Below are 20,967 nucleotides of genomic sequence, written 5' to 3' on the forward strand. Positions count from 1 at the left end.
ACAAGATACATTTTAGATCAAGTACAAAATTGATACATAAAAACAAAACCCATAAAAGAATAAATTTAAAAAATAAGCTAATCTTATCTATGAATCCCGAATAAAGCAGAATATTTAAATAAAAAAATACCAAAAAGTGATTTTTTCGCTCCATTTATTTAGTAACCTTTATCTCTGAATTGTAATATAAGAAAAGAATCTCAAAAAAAGAATTAAAATTAATATATGTTGTTTTATATTGGATAATGAAGAACATGAATAAAAGAAGATAATAGAAAAAACTTATATCGTGCGATATGCAATGCACGTCTACAATTAAAGTAGTAAAGTAATCAGTATTTGTTAACGTAATAAAGAATGCTAAATGAAGAAAAATTTAGAGTACAGAATTAAAATTCTGTTGTTTTCCCTATTCCTTTTTGTTCCATTCTTAACGAATGCTACCGCACAAAGCGAGATAGTAATAAGTTTGGATTTTGCGAATGCACCTTTGAGCGAGGTTTTGAATGAAATTAGTCGTCAGACTTCACTGAGTATGGTTTATAACGCGAAAGATGTGGATCCTAACCGTAAAGTTACGATACATGCTAACCGTGAAAAGTTGTCTAAAGTCATGACAGACTTGCTCAAAAACACTAACACGACCTATTCCGTACGTGATAATCATTTGGTAGTTTATTCTACTAAAGAAACCCCAACCGTACATTCTACCATGCAGCAAAAACAACGCACAATTAAGGGTACCGTGTCTGATGAATATGGCGAACCACTTATCGGGGTTAGTGTATTAGTACAAGGTACTACTACAGGTACAATTACCGATATTGATGGTAATTACACTTTAGAAATACTTAATGACGAAGCTGTATTAGAATTCAGCTACATTGGTTATCAGAAAATATCACTGCGAGTAGCTGGTGCTTCTTCATTTAACATAATAATGAAAGAAGATGCACAACAGCTAAATGAGGTAGTTGTTACAGCCATGGGTATAGAACGCAAAGAGAAGTCATTGACTTATGCAACTCAACAAGTGAAAGGAGATGAATTAATGAAAGTGCAGGATGCCAATTTCGTGAATGCACTTTCCGGAAAAGCTTCCGGAGTTACCATTACCCCAAGTGCTGGTGGTGCTGGTGGTGCCTCTAAAATTTTGCTTCGTGGTAATAAATCTATTTTGGGTAACAACAGTCCGTTGATTGTAATAGACGGTGTACCAATGACTAATAATGTGAATGGTCAAACTGGTTTTGATGGAGGCTCTAATCTGACATATTCCAGTACCTCTGAAGGTTCTGATCCGTTATCGCTTGTCAATCCTGATGATATTGAAAGTTTGAATATCCTAAAAGGTGCTAATGCTGCTGCATTATATGGTAGTGCTGCTGCCAATGGCGTATTAATGATTACCACAAAAAAAGGCAAAGAAGGTCGTATTTCTATTAATGTATCTTCAAGTGCAACATTTGATCGCCCTTTGCTCACTCCCAAAATCCAAAATGTATATGGTGCTACAGTTGATCCTACTGCCGAGACTTTATCTGTAGATAGCTGGGGGAAAAAATTATCAGATTTAACGGCTGACGAACTTAATTATTCAGGTGCTAAATTACGTAATACAGCTTCCAATGATGACGTAAATGACTTTTTCCGTACAGGTGCCACATTCAATAACTCAATATCCGTTAGTGGAGGTACTGAGACTGTTCGTACTTATTTTTCATACGCAAATTCATATTCTGACGGTATGATGCGCAACAATAATTACAAACGTAACACGCTCTCTTTTCGTCAGAGTTATTCACTATTTAATAAAAAGTTAAATGTCGATTTATCACTAAATTATGTACAGGCAAAAACCAAGAATCGTCCTGGAGGAGGAACAGTGATGAATCCACTTTATGATCTTTATCGTATGCCAAGAAATGTGGATCTAAATTATTATAAGGAAAATTACTACATAGAAAATGGTAAATGGACTTCTAACGAACAAAGCTATTTCGATTCTAAAAACAATAAATGGACTACTGGTACTGTTGAGCTAACCGGGCCCAAACAAGAATGGGCATATTGGCAAAATGGTATGAACAACCCTTATTGGATGGTAAATACTCGCAATTCTATAAGTGAAGAAGAACGTGCTTATGGTTATATCTCTGCCAATTATCAGATCATTGATGGTTTGAAGATACAGGGACGTTTGAGTTTGGACCGTACAAAAATGAAAGGAACATCAGAGCGCATGGCTACCACATGGAATATATCAGCTATGGAAGATTATGGTATGTATGGACAAGACCTTAATTGGATAAATGAAGTATATGTAGACGCTTTACTAAGCTATGACAAACAAATTAAAGATTTCTCTATCTCAGCCACTACCGGTTGGACAGGACATACATTAAAAGGAGAAACGCAAAAACTTTGGGCCAAAGCTACTACAGCCAATTGGAAACACGACACTATGCCAACACTAATCAACTTTTTCGAACCTTCTGTTTCACAAGGCAACGTAAGTGAACGTTCATACACACTTTCTTCCAACTGGGATAAGGGTTTACTTTTTACTGGTCAGATAGGGTGGCAAGAAAAAGTATATCTGGAGGGTAGTTATCGTCGAGACTGGTACCGCGCTTTCAAACAGTACTCGTATCGTGGAACCCCTACTAATTATGGTTACTTTTCAGTGGGTGCCAATGCGCTATTACATCAAATAGTTACCCTGCCTGAAGTAATTACCAATCTGAAAGTTCGCGCTTCATATTCAGAAGTGGGTAACTCTATCCCGAACGTTCTCTATAATGCTCGTAACACAGACCCACTTACAGGTGCTGCCGTACCTTCTTCTTATAGTTATTTCAATAACCCAATACCAGAAAAAACAAAATCTTTCGAAGCCGGTTTTGATATTTCTTTATTTGGGAGTGCTCTAAACTGGGATATGACCTATTATAACAGTGCCATGCATAATAGTTATTTAACCATTAGTGATCTTGGAGGATTAAAAAAGCCTGTAAATGCAGGGGTTATCCGTAATCAAGGTATCGAAACGACTCTTAGCTATAATTTAGCATTTGCTAAAGATTGGATGTGGCGTACTTCCGTGAATTTCTCCTATAATTATAATAAAATCGAAAAAACTTACACTAAAGAAGACGGTACTTCTGCCAAATTAGAACAAAGTATTGCCGGAGGCAAAGTAATGGTTCGGTATGATGAGGGAGGTTCTTATGGCGATTTGTACGCACAAGACTTTAAGCGTAATGAAGACGGCTCTATTAAATTAGTAAATGGAGCGCCACAACTTGATACGCAAAATTATGTTTATTTAGGCAATATGAACTCCAAGTTTAATTTAGGATGGAGTAATACAATTAATTATAAAGACTTTTCACTTTATTTCTTGATCAACGGACGTATTGGAGGTAAAGTAATCTCTTTGACAGAAGGAATGTTGGATGCTGTAGGCAATTCTCAACGTACTGCGGATGCACGTTTAGCAGCCGAAGCCAATAACCTATATACTGCTACGGGTGAACCTGCCATGTACATGTCCGATGGACAATTGGTTTCTATCGAAAAATATTATAGACAAGTAGGTGGGAATACTTATGGCACGCAATATGTTTACAATGCTACTAATTTCCGTTTAGGTGAATTATCACTGGGATATACCTTTAGAAATTTGTTTGGTGCTTCTAAACATTTATCACTCTCTCTTGTAGCTCGTAACCTTTGTTTCCTTTATAAAGATGCCCCGGTTGATCCAGACCTTGCTCTTTCTACTCAGAATGGTTTAGGAGCGTTCGATGTATTTAATATGCCATCTGCTCGTTCATTCGGTATTTCATTAAAAGCTAACTTCTAAATATTAGACAGATGAATATGAAAAAAAATAATTTTTTTATTGCTTGCATTGTGATGTCACTGTTAGGTATGCAATCTTGTATGGATTTTGATGTGCCAGGTGATGAGTTAACAGGTAACACAGAAGAAGGTTCTGACGAGGTTTATCATGGGGCGGCTGATATATTGGATTATCATAAAGAAATTTCTCAAGAGGGACTTGACCTTGCTTTAACAAACCTTGCTAAAGAAGCACCGTTAGGTTATATTCTTTCAGCTACTTACTCTATGCGTGGCGGTAAGGAAGCGACGCGTCCTGGGGCACATGCCTATCAATACCAATTTAATATGTCAGTTGATAATTATGCCGGATACATGGTGGTTCCTCATACAGACTTTCCATTTGCTATGATTACCCTAAATTCTACCTATGCCTTTGAGCAGTCAGTAAACGCAGGTCCGAATGGTAATTATACATTGACAAAGAATTATCTATCTCCGATTTTAAATCATCCAGATATTGATTCCATTCCCGAGATGAAAGCAGTAGCTTTATTACTTTTTGATTATGCTTCTCAAGAAGAAGTCGACCTTTATGGTTCATTTCCATATACACAATTTAAAGCCAATCAACAGGAACATCCTTATACATACGATAGCTGTGAGGATATTTACAAAGGTATTGTGGACAATCTTGACAGCATTAATGCCTGTTTAAAGAATTATCCCAATCGCCCGGAATGGTATAAAACTAAAGTGAACAAACTATTAAAAGATGTAGATGAAATCACTGATACAAAAGATTTTGAGACCTGGCGCAAAATGGGAAATTCTCTAAAACTCCGTATGGCTATGCATGTGGTAAAAAGAGATAAAGACTTAGCCAAAAAATGGGCAGAAGAAGCCGTTATGGAAGGTGTTGCTAACTCTTTAGAAGACGAAGTATCGTTTTCAACAGATAAAAGTGGCACCAATCATCCACTTGCCGAAATATCCCGTTCATGGGGAGACTCTCGCTTAAACGCTTCTTTTGAGACAATCCTTTTTTCATTAAAACATCCTTATTGTAATTTTTTATTTGATAAAAATTCAGTAAAATTGGGCGATTTGGAAGCTAATACTCGTGTTATAGGTCTTCGTGCCGGAAAGAAAATGGGTGAAGGACAATCTGCCGCCAGCAATAAAGATTGCGGATATTCTTCTATTTATCAATATTTCACAGAAGCACCACTCTATTTTATTAAACTTTCAGAAGTAGACTTCTTGCGTGCAGAAGGGTTAGTACGTGGTTGGAATGTTGGTGATGAAGGTTGCGATGCACAATTTTACTACAATCGCGGTATTGACAATGCAACTTGTGAATGGCGCATGACAGCCTTTGAGTATGATGCCGGGTTAGCTGATTATAAGCAAGTGGAAGAAGCTGTTCCATATCAATATATTGACCCAATTGATGCATCTAACAACTATCAGAGTCCAATAACCATTGGTGTAAAGTGGAATGCAGGTGATAGTGATGAAACAAAACTGGAAAAAATTATCACTCAAAAGTATATCGCTCTATTTCCCTACTCTTTTGAGGCATGGACAGAAATGCGCCGTACAGGTTACCCGAAAACCTTGCCGGTACTTAATTGGGAAGACGCCGACGCCAATCTACAAGAAGGGGATCTGTTGCGCAGAATGCGCTTCCCTGGCACTGACACACAAGCAGTTGCTGCTGATGTAGCAGCTACAGGACTTAAAGCTTTAGGTGGAGCCGATCTCCAATCTACTCGTATTTGGTGGGATGTAGAAGGAACGCCAAATTTTTAATGATATAATCCAAACTATTTATAAGAGAGAGGGGGGGGGATCCTTCCCCTCTCAAGAAATCATTTTTATTTAATAATTTAATTTTCTGTATTATGAAGAAATTTACTTTGTTTAGCATGGCTGCCATGTTGCTGCTTTCAGGACAAGCTCCGGCACAGGATAAGACAGATTATCCTCCTTCGGCTTCAACAGAAGTGTTCGACTTTACCCCATGGAAGGAATCTACCATCTTGGAGTTGTTTGTCAAAGCAATGAATGAAGGTCGAAATTATCCTTCTGCGGAAGAATGGACAGAAGCTGGATTTAACTTAGATCTGGAGTTTTCCCGTTCGCATGTTCGTCCACGTGACATTATTGAAGATGCTTCTAAAAATGTGGTTCCTGAGGTATATGCAAAACGTCGTTTGTGGATGAATATGCCAACTGGTCAAGGCGATTTAGTCGGAGGATATCCTAGTTCCTTATTCAATAATGATACTTTTTCTATGTGGAACTATGTAAACCTTTACGGGGCATGGAATCATTCTCCATTCCAAGCTCCAGGTTCTTGGGCGGATGCTGCACATAAGAATGGTACCGATATGTTCAGTGGAATTAAATTTTTTGATACTACCGGTGGTCGTGGGCAGACTGCTACGGAATATATTAATTTGATTTCTACAAAAAATCCAGATGGTTCATTCCGATATGTCGATGCTTTTATCAACGTATTAAAATTCTTTGGTTTAGATGGTATTAACTACAATTGGGAAGATACCGGCTACAACAATGAAACCGTAATAGCCTTTCATCAAGCTCTTTATAAACGTGCAGCAGAATTGAATTTTGATAGTTTTCACATTGGGCTGTATGGAGGTCCATCTTATCTAACTAATCCTGCTGATTATTTTGCCAACGAAAATGGTAGAACAACAGAGGTTATGATGAATTATTCTGCTAATGATATTCCGAGAACTTTAGCTATGTCCCAGAAAAACGCTATTGCTATCCAAGGTGACTGCGAGGGATTGTATCAAGGTGTGTGGATTGCCAGTATGGATCGCCAATGGACCAACTTCCATGCCGATGGCGCTGAACAAGTTGGCCTTTGCTTGTGGGGTGAGCACAAGATTAGTCGCTTCTTCCAGTTTGCCATTGGCGACAATACCATGGAATTACAAAGTAATTACCAGAAATTGTTGGAAAAAGGTTTTTCTGGTGGTAAACGTTCTCCAATTGACCGTCCTGCATTGTCTAACAGTGGAAATATTTTTGAAATATCCAACAATGATGATAAACCAAATCAAATGGTTAATTTTGCTGGTTTTGCTGATTTTGTACCTGAGCGTACTGCTATTCAAGGAGATTTGCCTTTCACTACACATTTTTCTTTGGGTAATGGTGAACGCTATAACTACAAAGGAAAGAAAACATTTGGTAGCTGGTATAATATGGGACAACAGGATATAGTTCCTACATATCGCTGGTTAATTTATGATGCCAACACAAAGACTCGTTCTACTGCCGTTGATGCCGAATTTACACACGAAGATGCTTATACCGGCGGTTCTGCTCTCCGTCTTTCAGGTGAGCCGACAGCAAAAGGGTCAGATGTTGTTCTCTACCGTGCAAAATTGAACGTATCCGGTGGTAATGCAAAAGCAAATGTTGCATTGAAATCTGGTGTAAATGGTACAAATGCTTCCAACCTCTATGTGATTCTAAAGAAATTTAATGATGACACATGGATGGAGTTTCCTGTAGGTAATCTGAATGGACCGACATGGGAAGAGAAGGAAATTGCACTTTCAGGTATTAATAGTGGTGATATAATTGAATACATCGGTTTTCGCGTGAAAGGAACATATGAAGGAAACTATAATATGCTGATTGGTAAACTTGCTTTGACTGACGATTGCGCAGTGAAAACTCCTGCACCGATTGATGCGGAAAGTATTATTGTAGAAGTGAAAGAAGAAACAACTCAATCTCTTTCTGTGAAGCTGAATTGGGCAGTAAATGCCACAGGTTACAATAGTGATAATGCTAAATATGGTTTGATTTACAATGACGAAGTGAATATTGACCATTTCCAGCTAATGTATAAGAATGGTGAAAATGGTAAAGTTTCAGAAATAGGACGTACCTCTACATGGTCTGCTTATTTAGGTAATATTATGTTTGAAACTGCTACAGATGACCCGTATATCGGTATTCGTTCGGTTTCTGTAGATGGAAAAACCTATTCTCCCGTAGAATGGATTCATATTGGTCGTGGCAACGCTTCTGAATTACCTGCATTCAATAATGATCCTTATTGCGAGTCTACATTAAATTATAACGCAGAAGGTGCTGACATCGCCATTGAAGTTCGTTATATCGAACAGTTTAAAACTACCGGTGCTGTTGAAGATATTAATTACACTGCTGATGCTCCACAAGCCGACGGAACTCAATATGCAATGTGCGATCAAACATTGAAAGTAAATCAAGGACAAGAAGTAGAACTTTTCTTCAAAGCAGCTGATTTAGATGATGGGTTAAAATTCTGCTTAGGAAAAGCTTATATCGATTTAGATGGAAGTAAGTCCCACGAACCGGCCACTGAAACAATTTTTGAATTAGGCACAGTAAAACAGGGAACTCCTGAATTCCAAACGACAGGCGTAACGCAGAAATTTACTATTCCTGCTGATGCAAAACCAGGAGAAAGTCGTCTACGTCTTGTGTTCTCCGATGCATGGTTTGCACACCCCGGCCCTTGCGGATTTACAGCTAAAGGATTCACTTTGGATATTCCAGTAGAAATTATTGGTAATAATCCTTCGCGCGAACCGGCACCGGATATGCATGATCAAGGTGAAGCTGATGAACCGGAAGGACTGAATAACAATCCGGATGGTGTTGAAAATGTTTGGAAAGACAGTGAATCTGTTATTTCTACAATGTGGCCAACAACTACCGAAGGTACGATTTATTTCAACAATGTAGAAAAAGCATGGATATATACAACTGATGGACAGTTAGTTAAATATGTGCCCAATAATCCTTCTTCTACAGATATATCCGACATCACTCCAGCTATATATGTCGTTAAGATGCAAAAAGGAAATATTGTACGCAGTCAAAAACTGATAAAGAAATAAACAGTTATAACATTTTTCTTTAAGGAAAAAAGATTGTATTCGAAGAGTTATCTGTTTTTTATAGTTAAGCTATAGTTTCAGATAACTCTTCCTTTTTGTTTCAATCAGAATTCCTCCTCCGAAACATTTCTCAAAGTTGACTTATTTATAAACACATTCTTGCAAATGTCCCATTGTTTTCATGAGAAAAAACACAAACAACAATCTATAAAAGCTAAATATAATCTTAACAAAATGGGAAAAGTAAAAGCGGAAGTAAAACTCAAAAAAACTATATAGAAACTCAATAATTGACTTTTCATAAGTAGTCCCGAGGGGAATCGAACCCCTATCTAAAGTTTAGGAAACTTCTATTCTATCCGTTGAACTACAGGACCTACTTTTAATTTTAGTTGCAAAGATAATGTATTCTATCGATTTAACAAGACAGAATGCATAGATTTATAAAGTATCCGGACAATAAAGAAGCAGGCATTAACAATTTCAGGAAATAGAGTTAGAAAAGAGGGGATTTATTCTTATCATTGCAAGATAATACACAACAAAAAGTAGCAGAAAGATTGTATTTTGCATAAAAACTGCAACAATTCGTCATTTTACCTCACAAACATCGATATCAATATGACACAAAATGAATCACAAATAAATTGAAACCTATCCAATACACTAACATATACGTCCAATATAAACAATATTTCAAATCTTTTGATAGACAGCTATAGATAAACTAAAAAAGATTTTGCTAAGTCGTTTAACTTTACGACCTTTGCGAAACCTTCTGCATAATAAATGAATATACAAAAGTGACCAACACAAGGGTTATATTTATGCAAGAATACAACAAGTCGATCCTAAAATTAAAATAGTAAGTAAAATTATGGCAGACGAAATGATGGTTAAAGAATTGGAGCAAGTGGTAGTACGCTTCTCCGGCGATTCCGGCGACGGTATGCAACTGGCCGGTAACATCTTCTCGAACGTGTCGGCAACAGTAGGGAATGACATCTGTACATTCCCCGATTATCCGGCAGATATTCGTGCCCCGCAAGGGTCTTTGACCGGTGTATCCGGCTTTCAAGTACATATCGGAGCAAACAGAATATTTACTCCAGGCGATCGTTGTAATGTATTAGTAGCAATGAATCCCGCAGCTCTAAAAACGCAGATCAAATTCTGCAAACCACAAGGGCTGGTCATTACCGATTCTGATTCTTTTGGAGCAAAGGACTTGGAAAAAGCGAAATTTACGACAAATAATGCATTCGAAGAATTAGGTATCAAACAAGAAGTTCTTGAAGTGCCCATATCTTCTATGTGTAAGGAAAGCCTAAAAGATTCCGGTCTGGACAACAAAGCCATGCTACGTTGTAAAAACATGTTCGCTTTAGGATTAGTCTGCTGGCTGTTCAATCGAAATCTTAAAGCTGCCGAAAATATGCTTCGCCAGAAGTTTGCCAAGAAACCGGAAATTGCAGCAGCTAACATCAAAGTTTTGAACGATGGCTATAATTATGGTGCAAATACCCACGCTTCTACCTCTACTTATAAGATAGAAAGTAAAAGTCCCAAGGCAAAAGGACTCTATACAGACATAAACGGTAATAAAGCTACCTCCTACGGTTTGATTGCAGCAGCAGAAAAGGCCGGTCTGGAACTCTATCTGGGCTCTTATCCGATCACCCCGGCTACAGATATTCTTCACGAACTGTCTAAGCACAAATCACTCGGCATAAAGACCGTACAATGCGAAGACGAGATTGCCGGATGCGCTTCTGCGGTAGGTGCTGCTTTTGCAGGTGACCTTGCAGTCACTACGACTTCCGGCCCGGGGGTATGTCTGAAAAGTGAGGCCATGAACCTTGCTGTCATCGCAGAGCTCCCATTAGTTGTTGTTAATGTACAACGTGGAGGTCCATCAACCGGTATGCCTACTAAATCAGAACAAACAGACCTGCTACAGGCGCTCTATGGACGCAATGGTGAAAGCCCAATGCCAGTTATTGCCGCTACTTCACCAACCAACTGCTTTGATGCCGCTTATATGGCTGCAAAAATCGCATTGGAACACATGACACCGGTAGTACTACTGACCGATGCTTTCATCGCTAATGGTTCCGCTGCATGGAAATTACCCAACTTGGATGAATATCCGGCCATAAACCCGCCCTATGTCACTCCCGAAATGGAAGGTACTTGGACACCGTTCCAGCGTAACGAGAAAACAGGTTCACGCTATTGGGCGGTTCCCGGAACAGAAGGCTTCATGCATCGTATCGGCGGTCTGGAAAAAAGTAATGAAACCGGCGTTATCTCTACCGAACCGGAAAATCACCAAAAGATGACATTATTGCGTCAAGCCAAAGTGGATAAGATTGCAGACTGCATTCCCGAACTGGAAGTACAGGGTGATGCCGATGCCGAGCTGTTGGTAGTAGGATGGGGTGGAACATATGGTCACCTCTACTCCGCTGTAGAACATATGCGTAAAAATGGCCAAAAAGTGGCACTTGCTCATTTCCAGTATATCAACCCGCTGCCTAAAAATACAGCAGACGTACTGAAGAAATACAAAAAAATTATCGTAGCCGAACAAAATCTGGGACAGTTTGCCGGATATCTGCGTATGAAAGTACCCGGACTGAATATCAACCAGTTTAATCAGGTGAAAGGACAGCCTTTCGTTACAAGAGAACTTGTAGATGCATTTACTAAATTATTGGAGGAATAAGAAATGAGCGAAACAGTATATACAGCTAAAGATTATAAATCGGGGCAACCACGCTGGTGCCCGGGATGTGGCGATCATGCTTTCCTGAACTCCCTGCATAAAGCTATGGCCGAATTGGGAGTGGCTCCACACAATATTGCCGTTATCTCCGGTATCGGTTGCTCATCGCGTTTGCCTTATTACGTAAACACCTATGGCTTTCATACCATCCACGGACGTGCTGCTGCGGTAGCTACAGGTGCCAAAGTGGCCAATCCCGATCTTACCGTTTGGCAAGTATCCGGAGATGGCGATGGTTTGGCTATCGGTGGCAACCATTTCATTCACGCCATCCGTCGTAACGTCGATCTTAATATGATCTTGTTAAACAATCGTATCTACGGATTAACTAAAGGACAGTATTCGCCCACATCAGAACGTGGTTTTGTCAGCAAGTCCTCTCCTTATGGAACGGTTGAAGATCCTTTCCATCCGGCCGAACTCTGCTTCGGTGCACGCGGCCGCTTCTTTGCACGCTGTGTAGCCGTTGACGGTGCTGCCTCCGTGGAAGTTTTGAAAGCTGCCGCTAATCACAAAGGTGCATCTGTAGTAGAAGTACTGCAAAATTGCGTTATCTTCAATGACGGTACCCATGAAAGTGTCGCGACCAAAGAAGGACGCGCCAAAAACGCCATCTATCTGGAACACGGAAAACCAATGTTATTCGGCGAGAACAAAGAATACGGATTGATGCAACAAGGATTCGGACTGAAAGTAGTGAAGTTGGGTGAAAACGGGATTACGGAAAAAGACATTCTGATACACGATGCTCATTGTATGGACAATACCCTTCAATTAAAACTGGCGTTAATGGAAGGTCCGGAGTTCCCAATAGCTTTAGGAGTAATTCGTGATGTGGAAGTTCCTACATACAACGATGCAGTTATGGAGCAAATCGAAGAAGTGAAAGGCAAAAAGAAATATCACAATTTCAATGAATTGCTTATGACTAACGACACTTGGGAAGTAAAATGATCCTATTAAATACATATACAAACGAAAGGGATGGTCGCTGTCGGTCATCCCTTTCTTTTGCATAAAACATCAGAGTTATTCCTTTTCTCCATAAGCCAAGTCACCGGCATCTCCAAGTCCCGGCACAATATACGAATGCTCATTGATCTCCGGGTCAATGGCCGCACACCATATAGTCGTTTTTTCTTCCGGAAATATCGACATAATATGCTCCACAGCCTGGCGACTGGCTATAATAGACGCCACATGAATTTCTGACGGATGCCCTTTGGTAAGCATGGCCTGATAACTCAATTCCATACTGCTTCCGGTAGCAAGCATCGGATCGGTAATAATCAATGTTTTCCCATCGATACGAGGTGAAGCAATATATTCTATATGAATATCGAATTTCAATGTATCTTTATATTTGCGATAAGCAGATACAAAAGCATTTTCCGCATTGTCGAAATAGCTCAAAAAGCCTTGATGAAAAGGCAATCCCGCACGGAGAATGGTACTTATTACCAATTGATTGTCCGGTGTACAAACCGGCGCTATCCCCAAGGGTGTACGGATATCTTTTGTCGAATAAGCAAACGATTTACTTATTTCATACGCCATGATCTCACCTATCCGTTCGATATTACGGCGAAAACGCAAACGGTCGTTCTGCACCTCTACATTCCTTATTTCTGACACATATTGATTCAGAATTGAATTCGTTTTACTAAAGTCGATTATTTTCATTTCTATATATCATTATTATTTATTCAGAATTTATACGATGCAAAGTAAATGATAAAGTTTCAATTTGCAACATTCAGTTTGCAGATTTTGTTAGGAATCTATAAAAGAGATTCAATTAGGGAAAAATTTCTCTAATACGACACTTGTTTCGAAAGAAAGTGTTACTTTTGTAGCCGGTTTACAAGAGGATGTTATAAAACATCCTTTCCATAAATACTTGGAATGAGATAATAAACAAAATACCAATTTTAATTAATTCAAAAGAAAATGGCAAATTTAGATTTAAGCAAGTACGGTATTACCGGTGCTACTGAGATTGTGCACAACCCGTCTTATGATGTTTTGTTCGCCGAAGAAACAAAACCGGGTCTGGAAGGCTTTGAGAAAGGTCAGGTAACTGAACTGGGCGCTGTAAACGTAATGACAGGTGTTTACACCGGTCGTTCTCCTAAAGATAAATTCTTCGTTAAAGATGCTACCAGCGAAAATACAGTATGGTGGACTTCTGACGAATATAAAAACGACAACAAACCTGTAGACGAAAAATGCTGGAAAGCCGTTAAAGAATTGGCAACTAAAGAACTTTCTAACAAGAAATTGTATGTTGTTGATGCATTCTGCGGTGCTAATCCTAACTCTCGCCTGAAACTGCGTTTCATCATGGAAGTTGCTTGGCAAGCTCATTTCGTAACAAACATGTTCATCCGTCCTACAGCTGAAGAACTGGCTAACTTCGGTGAGCCTGATTTCGTTATCATGAACGCTTCTAAAGCAAAAGTTGAGAACTACAAAGAATTGGGCTTGAACTCAGAAACTGCTGTTGTATTCAACTTGACTGAGAAGATTCAAGTTATCTTGAACACTTGGTACGGTGGTGAAATGAAGAAAGGTATGTTCTCTTACATGAACTATCTGCTTCCATTGAACGGTATGGCTTCTATGCACTGTTCTGCCAACACCGACAAAGAAGGCAAAAACACAGCTATCTTCTTCGGTCTGTCAGGTACAGGTAAAACAACCTTGTCTACTGACCCGAAACGTCTGTTGATCGGTGATGACGAACACGGATGGGATGATGAAGGTGTATTCAACTTCGAAGGCGGTTGCTATGCTAAAGTTATCAACCTTGATAAAGACAGCGAACCGGATATCTACAAAGCTATCAAACGTGACGCTCTTCTTGAAAACGTTACAGTAGATGCTAACGGTAAAATTGATTTCGCTGATAAGAGCGTTACAGAAAACACTCGTGTTTCTTATCCTATCTATCACATCGATAATATCGTTAAACCGGTATCTAAAGGCCCGGCTGCAAAACAAGTTATCTTCTTGTCCGCCGATGCATTCGGTGTATTGCCTCCGGTATCTATCCTGAACGCTGAGCAAACTAAATATTACTTCCTGTCTGGTTTTACAGCTAAATTGGCTGGAACAGAACGCGGTATTACTGAGCCGACTCCTACATTCTCTGCTTGTTTCGGTGCTGCTTTCTTGTCACTGCACCCAACTAAATATGCAGAAGAGCTGGTTAAGAAAATGGAGAAATCCGGTGCTAAGGCTTACTTGGTTAACACAGGTTGGAATGGTTCCGGCAAACGTATCTCTATCAAAGATACTCGTGGTATCATCGACGCTATCCTTGACGGTTCTATCGACAAAGCTCCTACTAAGATTATTCCTTTCTTCGACTTTGTTGTTCCTACAGAACTTCCTGGAGTTGATCCGAAAATCCTTGACCCACGCGACACTTATGAATGTGCTTGCCAATGGGAAGAAAAAGCAAAAGACCTTTCTGCTCGTTTCATCAAGAACTTCGCTAAGTTCGAAGGTAACGAAGCTGGTAAAGCTTTAGTTGCTGCCGGTCCAAAACTCTAAAATGACCTGTTGTTTCTAAGATAACTTAAGAAACCAATTATATGGATAAGGAGAGAATCTTTGATTTTCTCCTTACTTTTTATATCTCCAGAAAAGACAAAATAACTTGTAAACAATACCTTTCCATCCTTTATTTGAAATTCTCAGGACTATATTTTAAGTTTAAAAGTACCGCTTAGGCTCTAACAATCAAAGAAAAAGCCACATTATCTTCTAAATCTCGAAATAAAAGAATAATTTCTCAATAATAAATTTTAAGTAAGAAATTAATTCCTACTTTTGTAGCTTACTCTCAAACTAAGATGAAATTAAGATTCACTGCCTTAATCTTATTGCCTGCTATTTTTATCATTGCATCATGCAGTAACGATGAAAATGCAGACTATCCGGAAATTCAAGAAACCACTTCTCAGATTTCCCTTGCCATAGAGCCTTCTATCGAACAAAGCGAAATACCGATGGTACGTGCCAGCAGTTCTACCTCACGCGGTTTATACGCCATCAATGTATATTGGCAGGGCAAGGGCTTGACAAGCTACCAGCCCTATGTTTCCGGCTTATTCAACGACGTCAGCCAAATAGACATTAGCCTCATCGATGGATATAAGTACCGCTTTGACTGTTCTTTCTTAGAAGAAAGCGAACTTCCCTATTCCATTTCAGAAAACGGAATCACTAAATACGGTCGTCCTTTTGCCTTGGCAAAAGACGGTAATATCTATGCGCCTGTCACCAATAAATTGACAGTATCCTTGACTCCATTCGATACCAACACCCAGTTTTATCAAGGAGCATACTCCGGCAATACGGAAACAGAAGAAGGAGTGGTACTTCCATATCCATCCAATCACCGCTATTATGGAAGTAATACGGTTGACCTTACCCGAACAACCGAATCCCATGTTATTGTAAATATAGAGTTGCGCCGGGCATACTGTAACCTGTTGTTCGAATCCAAAGATATCCCTCAAGGAGATAAAATAGAAGTAACTTTATCCGGTACCAATCGGGCTTTCTATATCACAGGTACCGGAGGAAAAAACATCATACAATCGGAAGAACACCTGTTGGCACTGAATAAAACTGCCGATCGCTGGGGAGGCGCGATCAATGCCAGCGAATCGGTAGGCATTACCGTGCAATACTACTCTTCAACCACCCATGAGTGGCGTCTTATCTATCAGAATTCCCCCAGTATCACCTTAAAACGGAACAAACGGAACATCATCAAATTCGTCAATATAGACCAGGCAACCGGAGAAGGTAACATCCATATGGGCGAAGGTGAAATAACCGGTTCGCCCACTGATTCGGAATACCAGGAAATTTCTTAAAACAATCAACAAAACATAATATTACCATGAATTACTCAAAAAAAATATCCGTAGCTGCCATTCTGACTATTGCAATGTTAAGCTCGTGTATTAAAGACAAGGATCTGTCACAGATCACAAACAAGCCCGAAACTTATTCGGAAGTAGCTCTCAGCATCGGAGGTGAATGTAATACTACCGAAACGCCAATGTCACGTGCATCGGATCAGATAAGGGAAGTCTATGGTATCACCGTATCACAATGGATCAGAGATACAGGAGGCCGGCTGCAAAGCAAGCCTTATGCTTACGGAATATTTGACGACGTGAGTAACCTAAAGCTAAATCTGCTGGACGGCTATAAATACCGTGTCGCCTGCACCATGATAGAGAATGCCAAAGATTCTCTACAACATAAAGACAACAAATTTGCACGTCCTTTCTCACTCGACCGTAATGGAGAAGTATTTGGAGAAATAAAGAACCAATTCTTTCTTGCAGACCAGCCAGATGGTTCACAACTTTTCCTTTTCGATGCAGATAACAGCAAAATAGGAACAAAATACCAAAATGGTATCTCACGCCCTTACATCAAGCGATATCACGGGGTCATCGATTCATTGGAAACAAAAACCACAGGCAATGAACTAGAATTGTACCGTCGCTATTTTGCCGTTAAATTCATAGCAAACGGTTTGCACGAGAACTACAGACTGGAAATTCAATTGGACGATTCTCCGAAATGGATATTGACACCGAAAAAGAATGAGACAGAATACACCTACGTCTCTTTTAAATCTCTAACCGGAAAAGTTATAACGAATAACATACTCTCTGAAAATGTATCTTTCAAGGTCGAGCTTTTTAAAGGAGACGAAAGTCAAGGAAAAGAAATCATGAAATACAACCGTTCTTTCAAACGAAACTACAGGTCGATGATTGCCATCAGTGACATAGACAACTTCGGTACGGACGCCGGCTTAAGTATCAAAATAGCCGACGAAGGCGAATTAGAAGATGACCCGGTTACCGACCTGCCATGGCAAGGGGGAATCTGATAAAATCAGACAATGCCTCATTATATAATCACTGTATATAAAACGTAATACTTCTCTATTTATGTCAGATATATTATAGATAGGCGAAAGTATATATTTTAGTCCTCACAACATCCGGATGTTTTGGGTAACAACATCCAGGTGTTTTAACCAACAACATCCGGATGTTGTGCATATAAGAAATATATATCCTATAACATAAGAATCTTTTCCTTTGTACACTAAAACACATTAGACACTTATAACACTAAAACACAATAACTTATTACTAATTATCGGACACTAACATAGAAAAAAACACATAAAAGCACCTGCTCCCCCCCCTTCCGGAGAAAACATATTTTATAGATAAAAGAGCAAAAACCGCAGAATTTTACATTCTTCTTTGCCTCTTTCTACAAACGAAATCAGTTATTTTTGTGACCAATGACCAAAATCCCGGAAACATAAAAATACGAATTCCATGAATTTGAAAACGAACCTCCTTATCTGCCTGCTATTAGGATTGTATACCCTGAATATCACTGCTACCGAACGCAAAAAGTATAGCTTCAACAGCGAATGGCGCCTGCACATAGGAGATGATGCCAATGCTTATCAACAGGAATATAATGACAATCATTGGCTACAGGTAACCCTACCCCGTGCCTTCAACGAGGATGAGGCATTCAAACTTTCCATCGAGCAACTGACCGATACGATTGTCTGGTATAGAAAACACTTCCGGGTGAAGGACTGCAAGGACAAAAAAGTTTTTATTGAATTTGAAGGTATACGTATGGCAGGTGATTTTTATCTGAACGGGCATCATTTAGGATTACACGAAAACGGTGTTATGGCAGTAGGCTTCGACCTTACCCCTTATATGCAAAAGGGCGACAATGTCCTGGCTGTACGCATCGACAACAACTGGCAATATCGTGAAAAGAAAAGCAATACAAAATTCCAGTGGAACGACCGTAATTTCAACGCCAATTACGGTGGAATCCCCAAGAATGTATTCCTTCACGTCACGGATAAAGTCTATCAAACATTACCTTTGTACAGCTCCCTAAAAACAACCGGTGTATATATTTATGCCACAGACTTCGACATTAAAGGCCGCAAAGCCACCATACACGCTGAATCGGAAATAAAAAACGATAGCCCCGAAAAGCGAGACTTTAGTTACCGGGTGACCCTGACCGATACCGACGGAAATGAAATAAAAACCTTTAATGGTGGAAATATCTCTTTGAATCCCGGTGAAATAAAAACGGCAAAAGCTTCTGCAGAAGTAGATAACCTGCACTTCTGGAGTTGGGGATACGGCTATCTTTACACTGTAAAAACTACGCTAACGGACAGTCGTAACCGGGTATTTGATGAAGTATCTACCCGTACAGGATTTCGTAAAACCTATTTCGGAGAAGGAAAAATCCGGTTGAACGACCGCGTTATTCAAATGAAAGGATATGCCCAACGTACCAGTAACGAATGGCCTGCCGTCGGTATCTCCGTACCGGCATGGTTGAGCGATTATTCCAATCATCTTGTAGTGGCAGGAAATGGCAACCTGATCCGTTGGATGCATGTCACTCCTTGGAAGCAGGATGTAGAGTCATGTGATCGCGTCGGCCTCATACATGCCATGCCTGCCGGAGATGCCGAGAAAGATTGCCAAGGTCGTCAATGGGAACAACGTACCGAGCTCATGCAGGACGCCATTGTCTACAACCGCAACAACCCCAGCATTCTGTTCTATGAATGTGGCAACGAATCAATCAGCCGCGAACATATGATTGAAATGAAAGCTATCCGTGACAGGTTCGATCCTTTCGGCGGACGCGCCATCGGCTCACGCGAGATGCTTGACATCCGTGAAGCGGAATATGGTGGAGAGATGCTCTATATAAACAAAAGCAAGAATCATCCCATGTGGGCTACCGAATACTGCCGCGACGAAGCCCTACGCAAATACTGGGACGAATATTCATATCCGTTCCACAAAGACGGAGACAGTAATGGTTCTTATAAATCCACAGTCACCAACCAAATAAAAAAAAGAGTAGACGCACGTGCCTACAACCGTAATCAAGACTCATTCGCCTTAGAACTAATCCGACGCTGGTACGACTATTGGCGCGAGCGTCCGGGAACAGGTTCAAGGGTGAGTTCAGGCGGTGCCAAAATTATCTTTTCCGACTCGAACACCCACTTCCGCGGGATGGAGAACTACCGCCGAAGCGGTGTAACCGATGCCATGCGCATACCCAAAGACGGTTTCTTTGTCCATCAGGTAATGTGGAACGGCTGGGTAGATGCGGATATGTATCAAACTTACATCATAGGACATTGGAATTATCCTCAAAATACTGTAAAACCCGTCTATGTGGTTTCAAACGCTGATGAGGTGGAACTACTTCTAAACGAAAAATCTTTAGGAAAAGGCAAACGTGATTATGACTTCCTTTTTACCTTTGACAACATAACTTTCGAACCCGGAAAATTAGAAGCGGTCAGCTATATCAAAGATAAAGAAGTAAGTCGTTATACTTTGAATACAACCGGAGAACCGGCCGCACTAAAACTAACCACTATACAAAATCCCGAAGGTTTTCATGCTGACGGTGCAGACATGGCTCTCCTGCAGATAGAAGTAGTAGATGCAGACGGGAGACGTTGCCCGTTGGACAATCGTACAGTGAAATTCATTTTAGATGGTGAAGGCGAATGGCGGGGAGGTATTGCCCAAGGGGAAGAAAACTATATCTTAAACAAAAATCTGCCGATGGAATGCGGAGTCAACCGGGTATTAATCCGTAGTACCACCAAAGCCGGAAAAATCACTGTCACTGCCCAAGCAGAAGGTTTACCCACTGCATCAGTTACCTTAAAAACCATTCCTGTAAAAGTTACAGACGGTCTGAGTGAATACTTGCCGCAAGCGACACTGAAAGGCAGACTTGACAAAGGTGAAACACCATTGACTCCTTCTTATATAGATACTAAAAGGGAAGTAACGATTGTCAAAGCCACCGCCGGCTCCAACCTGCAGGATGTAGAGAAAAGTTACGATGACAACGAGCTGAGCGAATGGTGTAATGACGGAGAATTAAGCAATGCCTGGATCACTTATACTCTGGAACGAGAAGCGAAAATTGATGATATCTGTATAAAACTCAGTGGCTGGCGATCTCGCAGTTATCCATTGGAAATATATGCCGGAGATACTAAAATTTGGGAAGGTGACACAGACAAAAGCTTAGGATACATACACCTTCAACCAATACGACCGATTCGCTCAGATAAAATAACAATCCGTTTAAAGGGCAGCATAACAGACAAAGATGCTTTCGGGCAAATCGTAGAGGTGGCAGGCGGAACAACCGGTGAAATTGATAAAAAAGCCAAAGGAAAAAATAGTTTACGCATTGTAGAGGTGGAATTCCTGGAGAAACTATTTTAAAACAACAATAAAAAGA

At 40.0% G+C, this 20,967-nt stretch carries 10 protein-coding genes and 1 tRNA gene; 9 read left to right on the forward strand and 2 right to left on the reverse strand.

All coding sequences use genetic code 11. The features are described from left to right. The first annotated feature begins 364 nt into the window (after positions 1 to 364). From QVP90_RS00455 to QVP90_RS00465, 3 genes are all read left to right on the forward strand, one after another. Complete coding sequence (locus QVP90_RS00455; RefSeq protein ID WP_007479776.1) at positions 365 to 3,868, forward strand: SusC/RagA family TonB-linked outer membrane protein; 3,504 nt, start codon at positions 365 to 367, stop codon at positions 3,866 to 3,868. A gap of 11 nt (positions 3,869 to 3,879) precedes the next feature. After that, positions 3,880 to 5,661, forward strand: a complete 1,782-nt coding sequence (locus QVP90_RS00460) for a SusD/RagB family nutrient-binding outer membrane lipoprotein (RefSeq protein ID WP_005928590.1) — start codon at positions 3,880 to 3,882, stop codon at positions 5,659 to 5,661. A gap of 92 nt (positions 5,662 to 5,753) precedes the next feature. Beyond that, complete coding sequence (locus QVP90_RS00465; RefSeq protein ID WP_005928588.1) at positions 5,754 to 8,786, forward strand: T9SS type A sorting domain-containing protein; 3,033 nt, start codon at positions 5,754 to 5,756, stop codon at positions 8,784 to 8,786. Between the two features lie 305 nt (positions 8,787 to 9,091). Here QVP90_RS00465 and QVP90_RS00470 read toward each other — a convergent pair. After that, a tRNA-Arg gene (locus tag QVP90_RS00470) sits at positions 9,092 to 9,163 on the reverse strand. Between the two features lie 500 nt (positions 9,164 to 9,663). Here QVP90_RS00470 and QVP90_RS00475 point away from each other — a divergent pair. Both QVP90_RS00475 and QVP90_RS00480 read left to right on the forward strand, forming a co-directional pair. Then, entirely contained in the window at positions 9,664 to 11,514 is a 1,851-nt protein-coding gene (locus QVP90_RS00475; protein WP_007479772.1) for a 2-oxoacid:acceptor oxidoreductase subunit alpha, read from the forward strand. Between the two features lie 3 nt (positions 11,515 to 11,517). Further along, on the forward strand, positions 11,518 to 12,528 hold the full coding sequence (locus QVP90_RS00480) for a 2-oxoacid:ferredoxin oxidoreductase subunit beta (RefSeq protein WP_021935387.1): 1,011 nt from the start codon (positions 11,518 to 11,520) through the stop codon (positions 12,526 to 12,528). Between the two features lie 75 nt (positions 12,529 to 12,603). Here the strand turns inward: QVP90_RS00480 and upp are convergent, their stop codons facing one another. After that, a complete protein-coding gene (gene upp, locus QVP90_RS00485; RefSeq protein WP_021935388.1) occupies positions 12,604 to 13,257 on the reverse strand; it encodes a uracil phosphoribosyltransferase in 654 nt (217 codons plus the stop codon). A gap of 267 nt (positions 13,258 to 13,524) precedes the next feature. On the opposite strand from upp, the gene pckA reads away from it, so the two are divergent. From pckA to QVP90_RS00505, 4 genes are all read left to right on the forward strand, one after another. Then, positions 13,525 to 15,132 carry a phosphoenolpyruvate carboxykinase (ATP) gene (pckA, locus tag QVP90_RS00490; RefSeq protein WP_005928562.1) on the forward strand — a complete coding sequence of 536 codons (1,608 nt, stop codon included), beginning with the start codon at positions 13,525 to 13,527 and terminating at the stop codon, positions 15,130 to 15,132. A 302-nt stretch (positions 15,133 to 15,434) separates the two neighbouring features. Beyond that, positions 15,435 to 16,466, forward strand: coding sequence for a hypothetical protein (locus QVP90_RS00495; RefSeq protein WP_021935390.1), 1,032 nt, complete (start codon positions 15,435 to 15,437; stop codon positions 16,464 to 16,466). A 26-nt stretch (positions 16,467 to 16,492) separates the two neighbouring features. Beyond that, positions 16,493 to 17,503, forward strand: coding sequence for a hypothetical protein (locus QVP90_RS00500; protein ID WP_021935391.1), 1,011 nt, complete (start codon positions 16,493 to 16,495; stop codon positions 17,501 to 17,503). A 463-nt stretch (positions 17,504 to 17,966) separates the two neighbouring features. After that, positions 17,967 to 20,951, forward strand: a complete 2,985-nt coding sequence (locus QVP90_RS00505) for a glycoside hydrolase family 2 protein (protein WP_021935392.1) — start codon at positions 17,967 to 17,969, stop codon at positions 20,949 to 20,951. The last annotated feature ends 16 nt before the right edge of the window (positions 20,952 to 20,967 follow it).

This window comes from Bacteroides sp. CAG:189, from assembly GCF_000432295.1.
Lineage (GTDB): Bacteria > Bacteroidota > Bacteroidia > Bacteroidales > Bacteroidaceae > Bacteroides > Bacteroides salyersiae.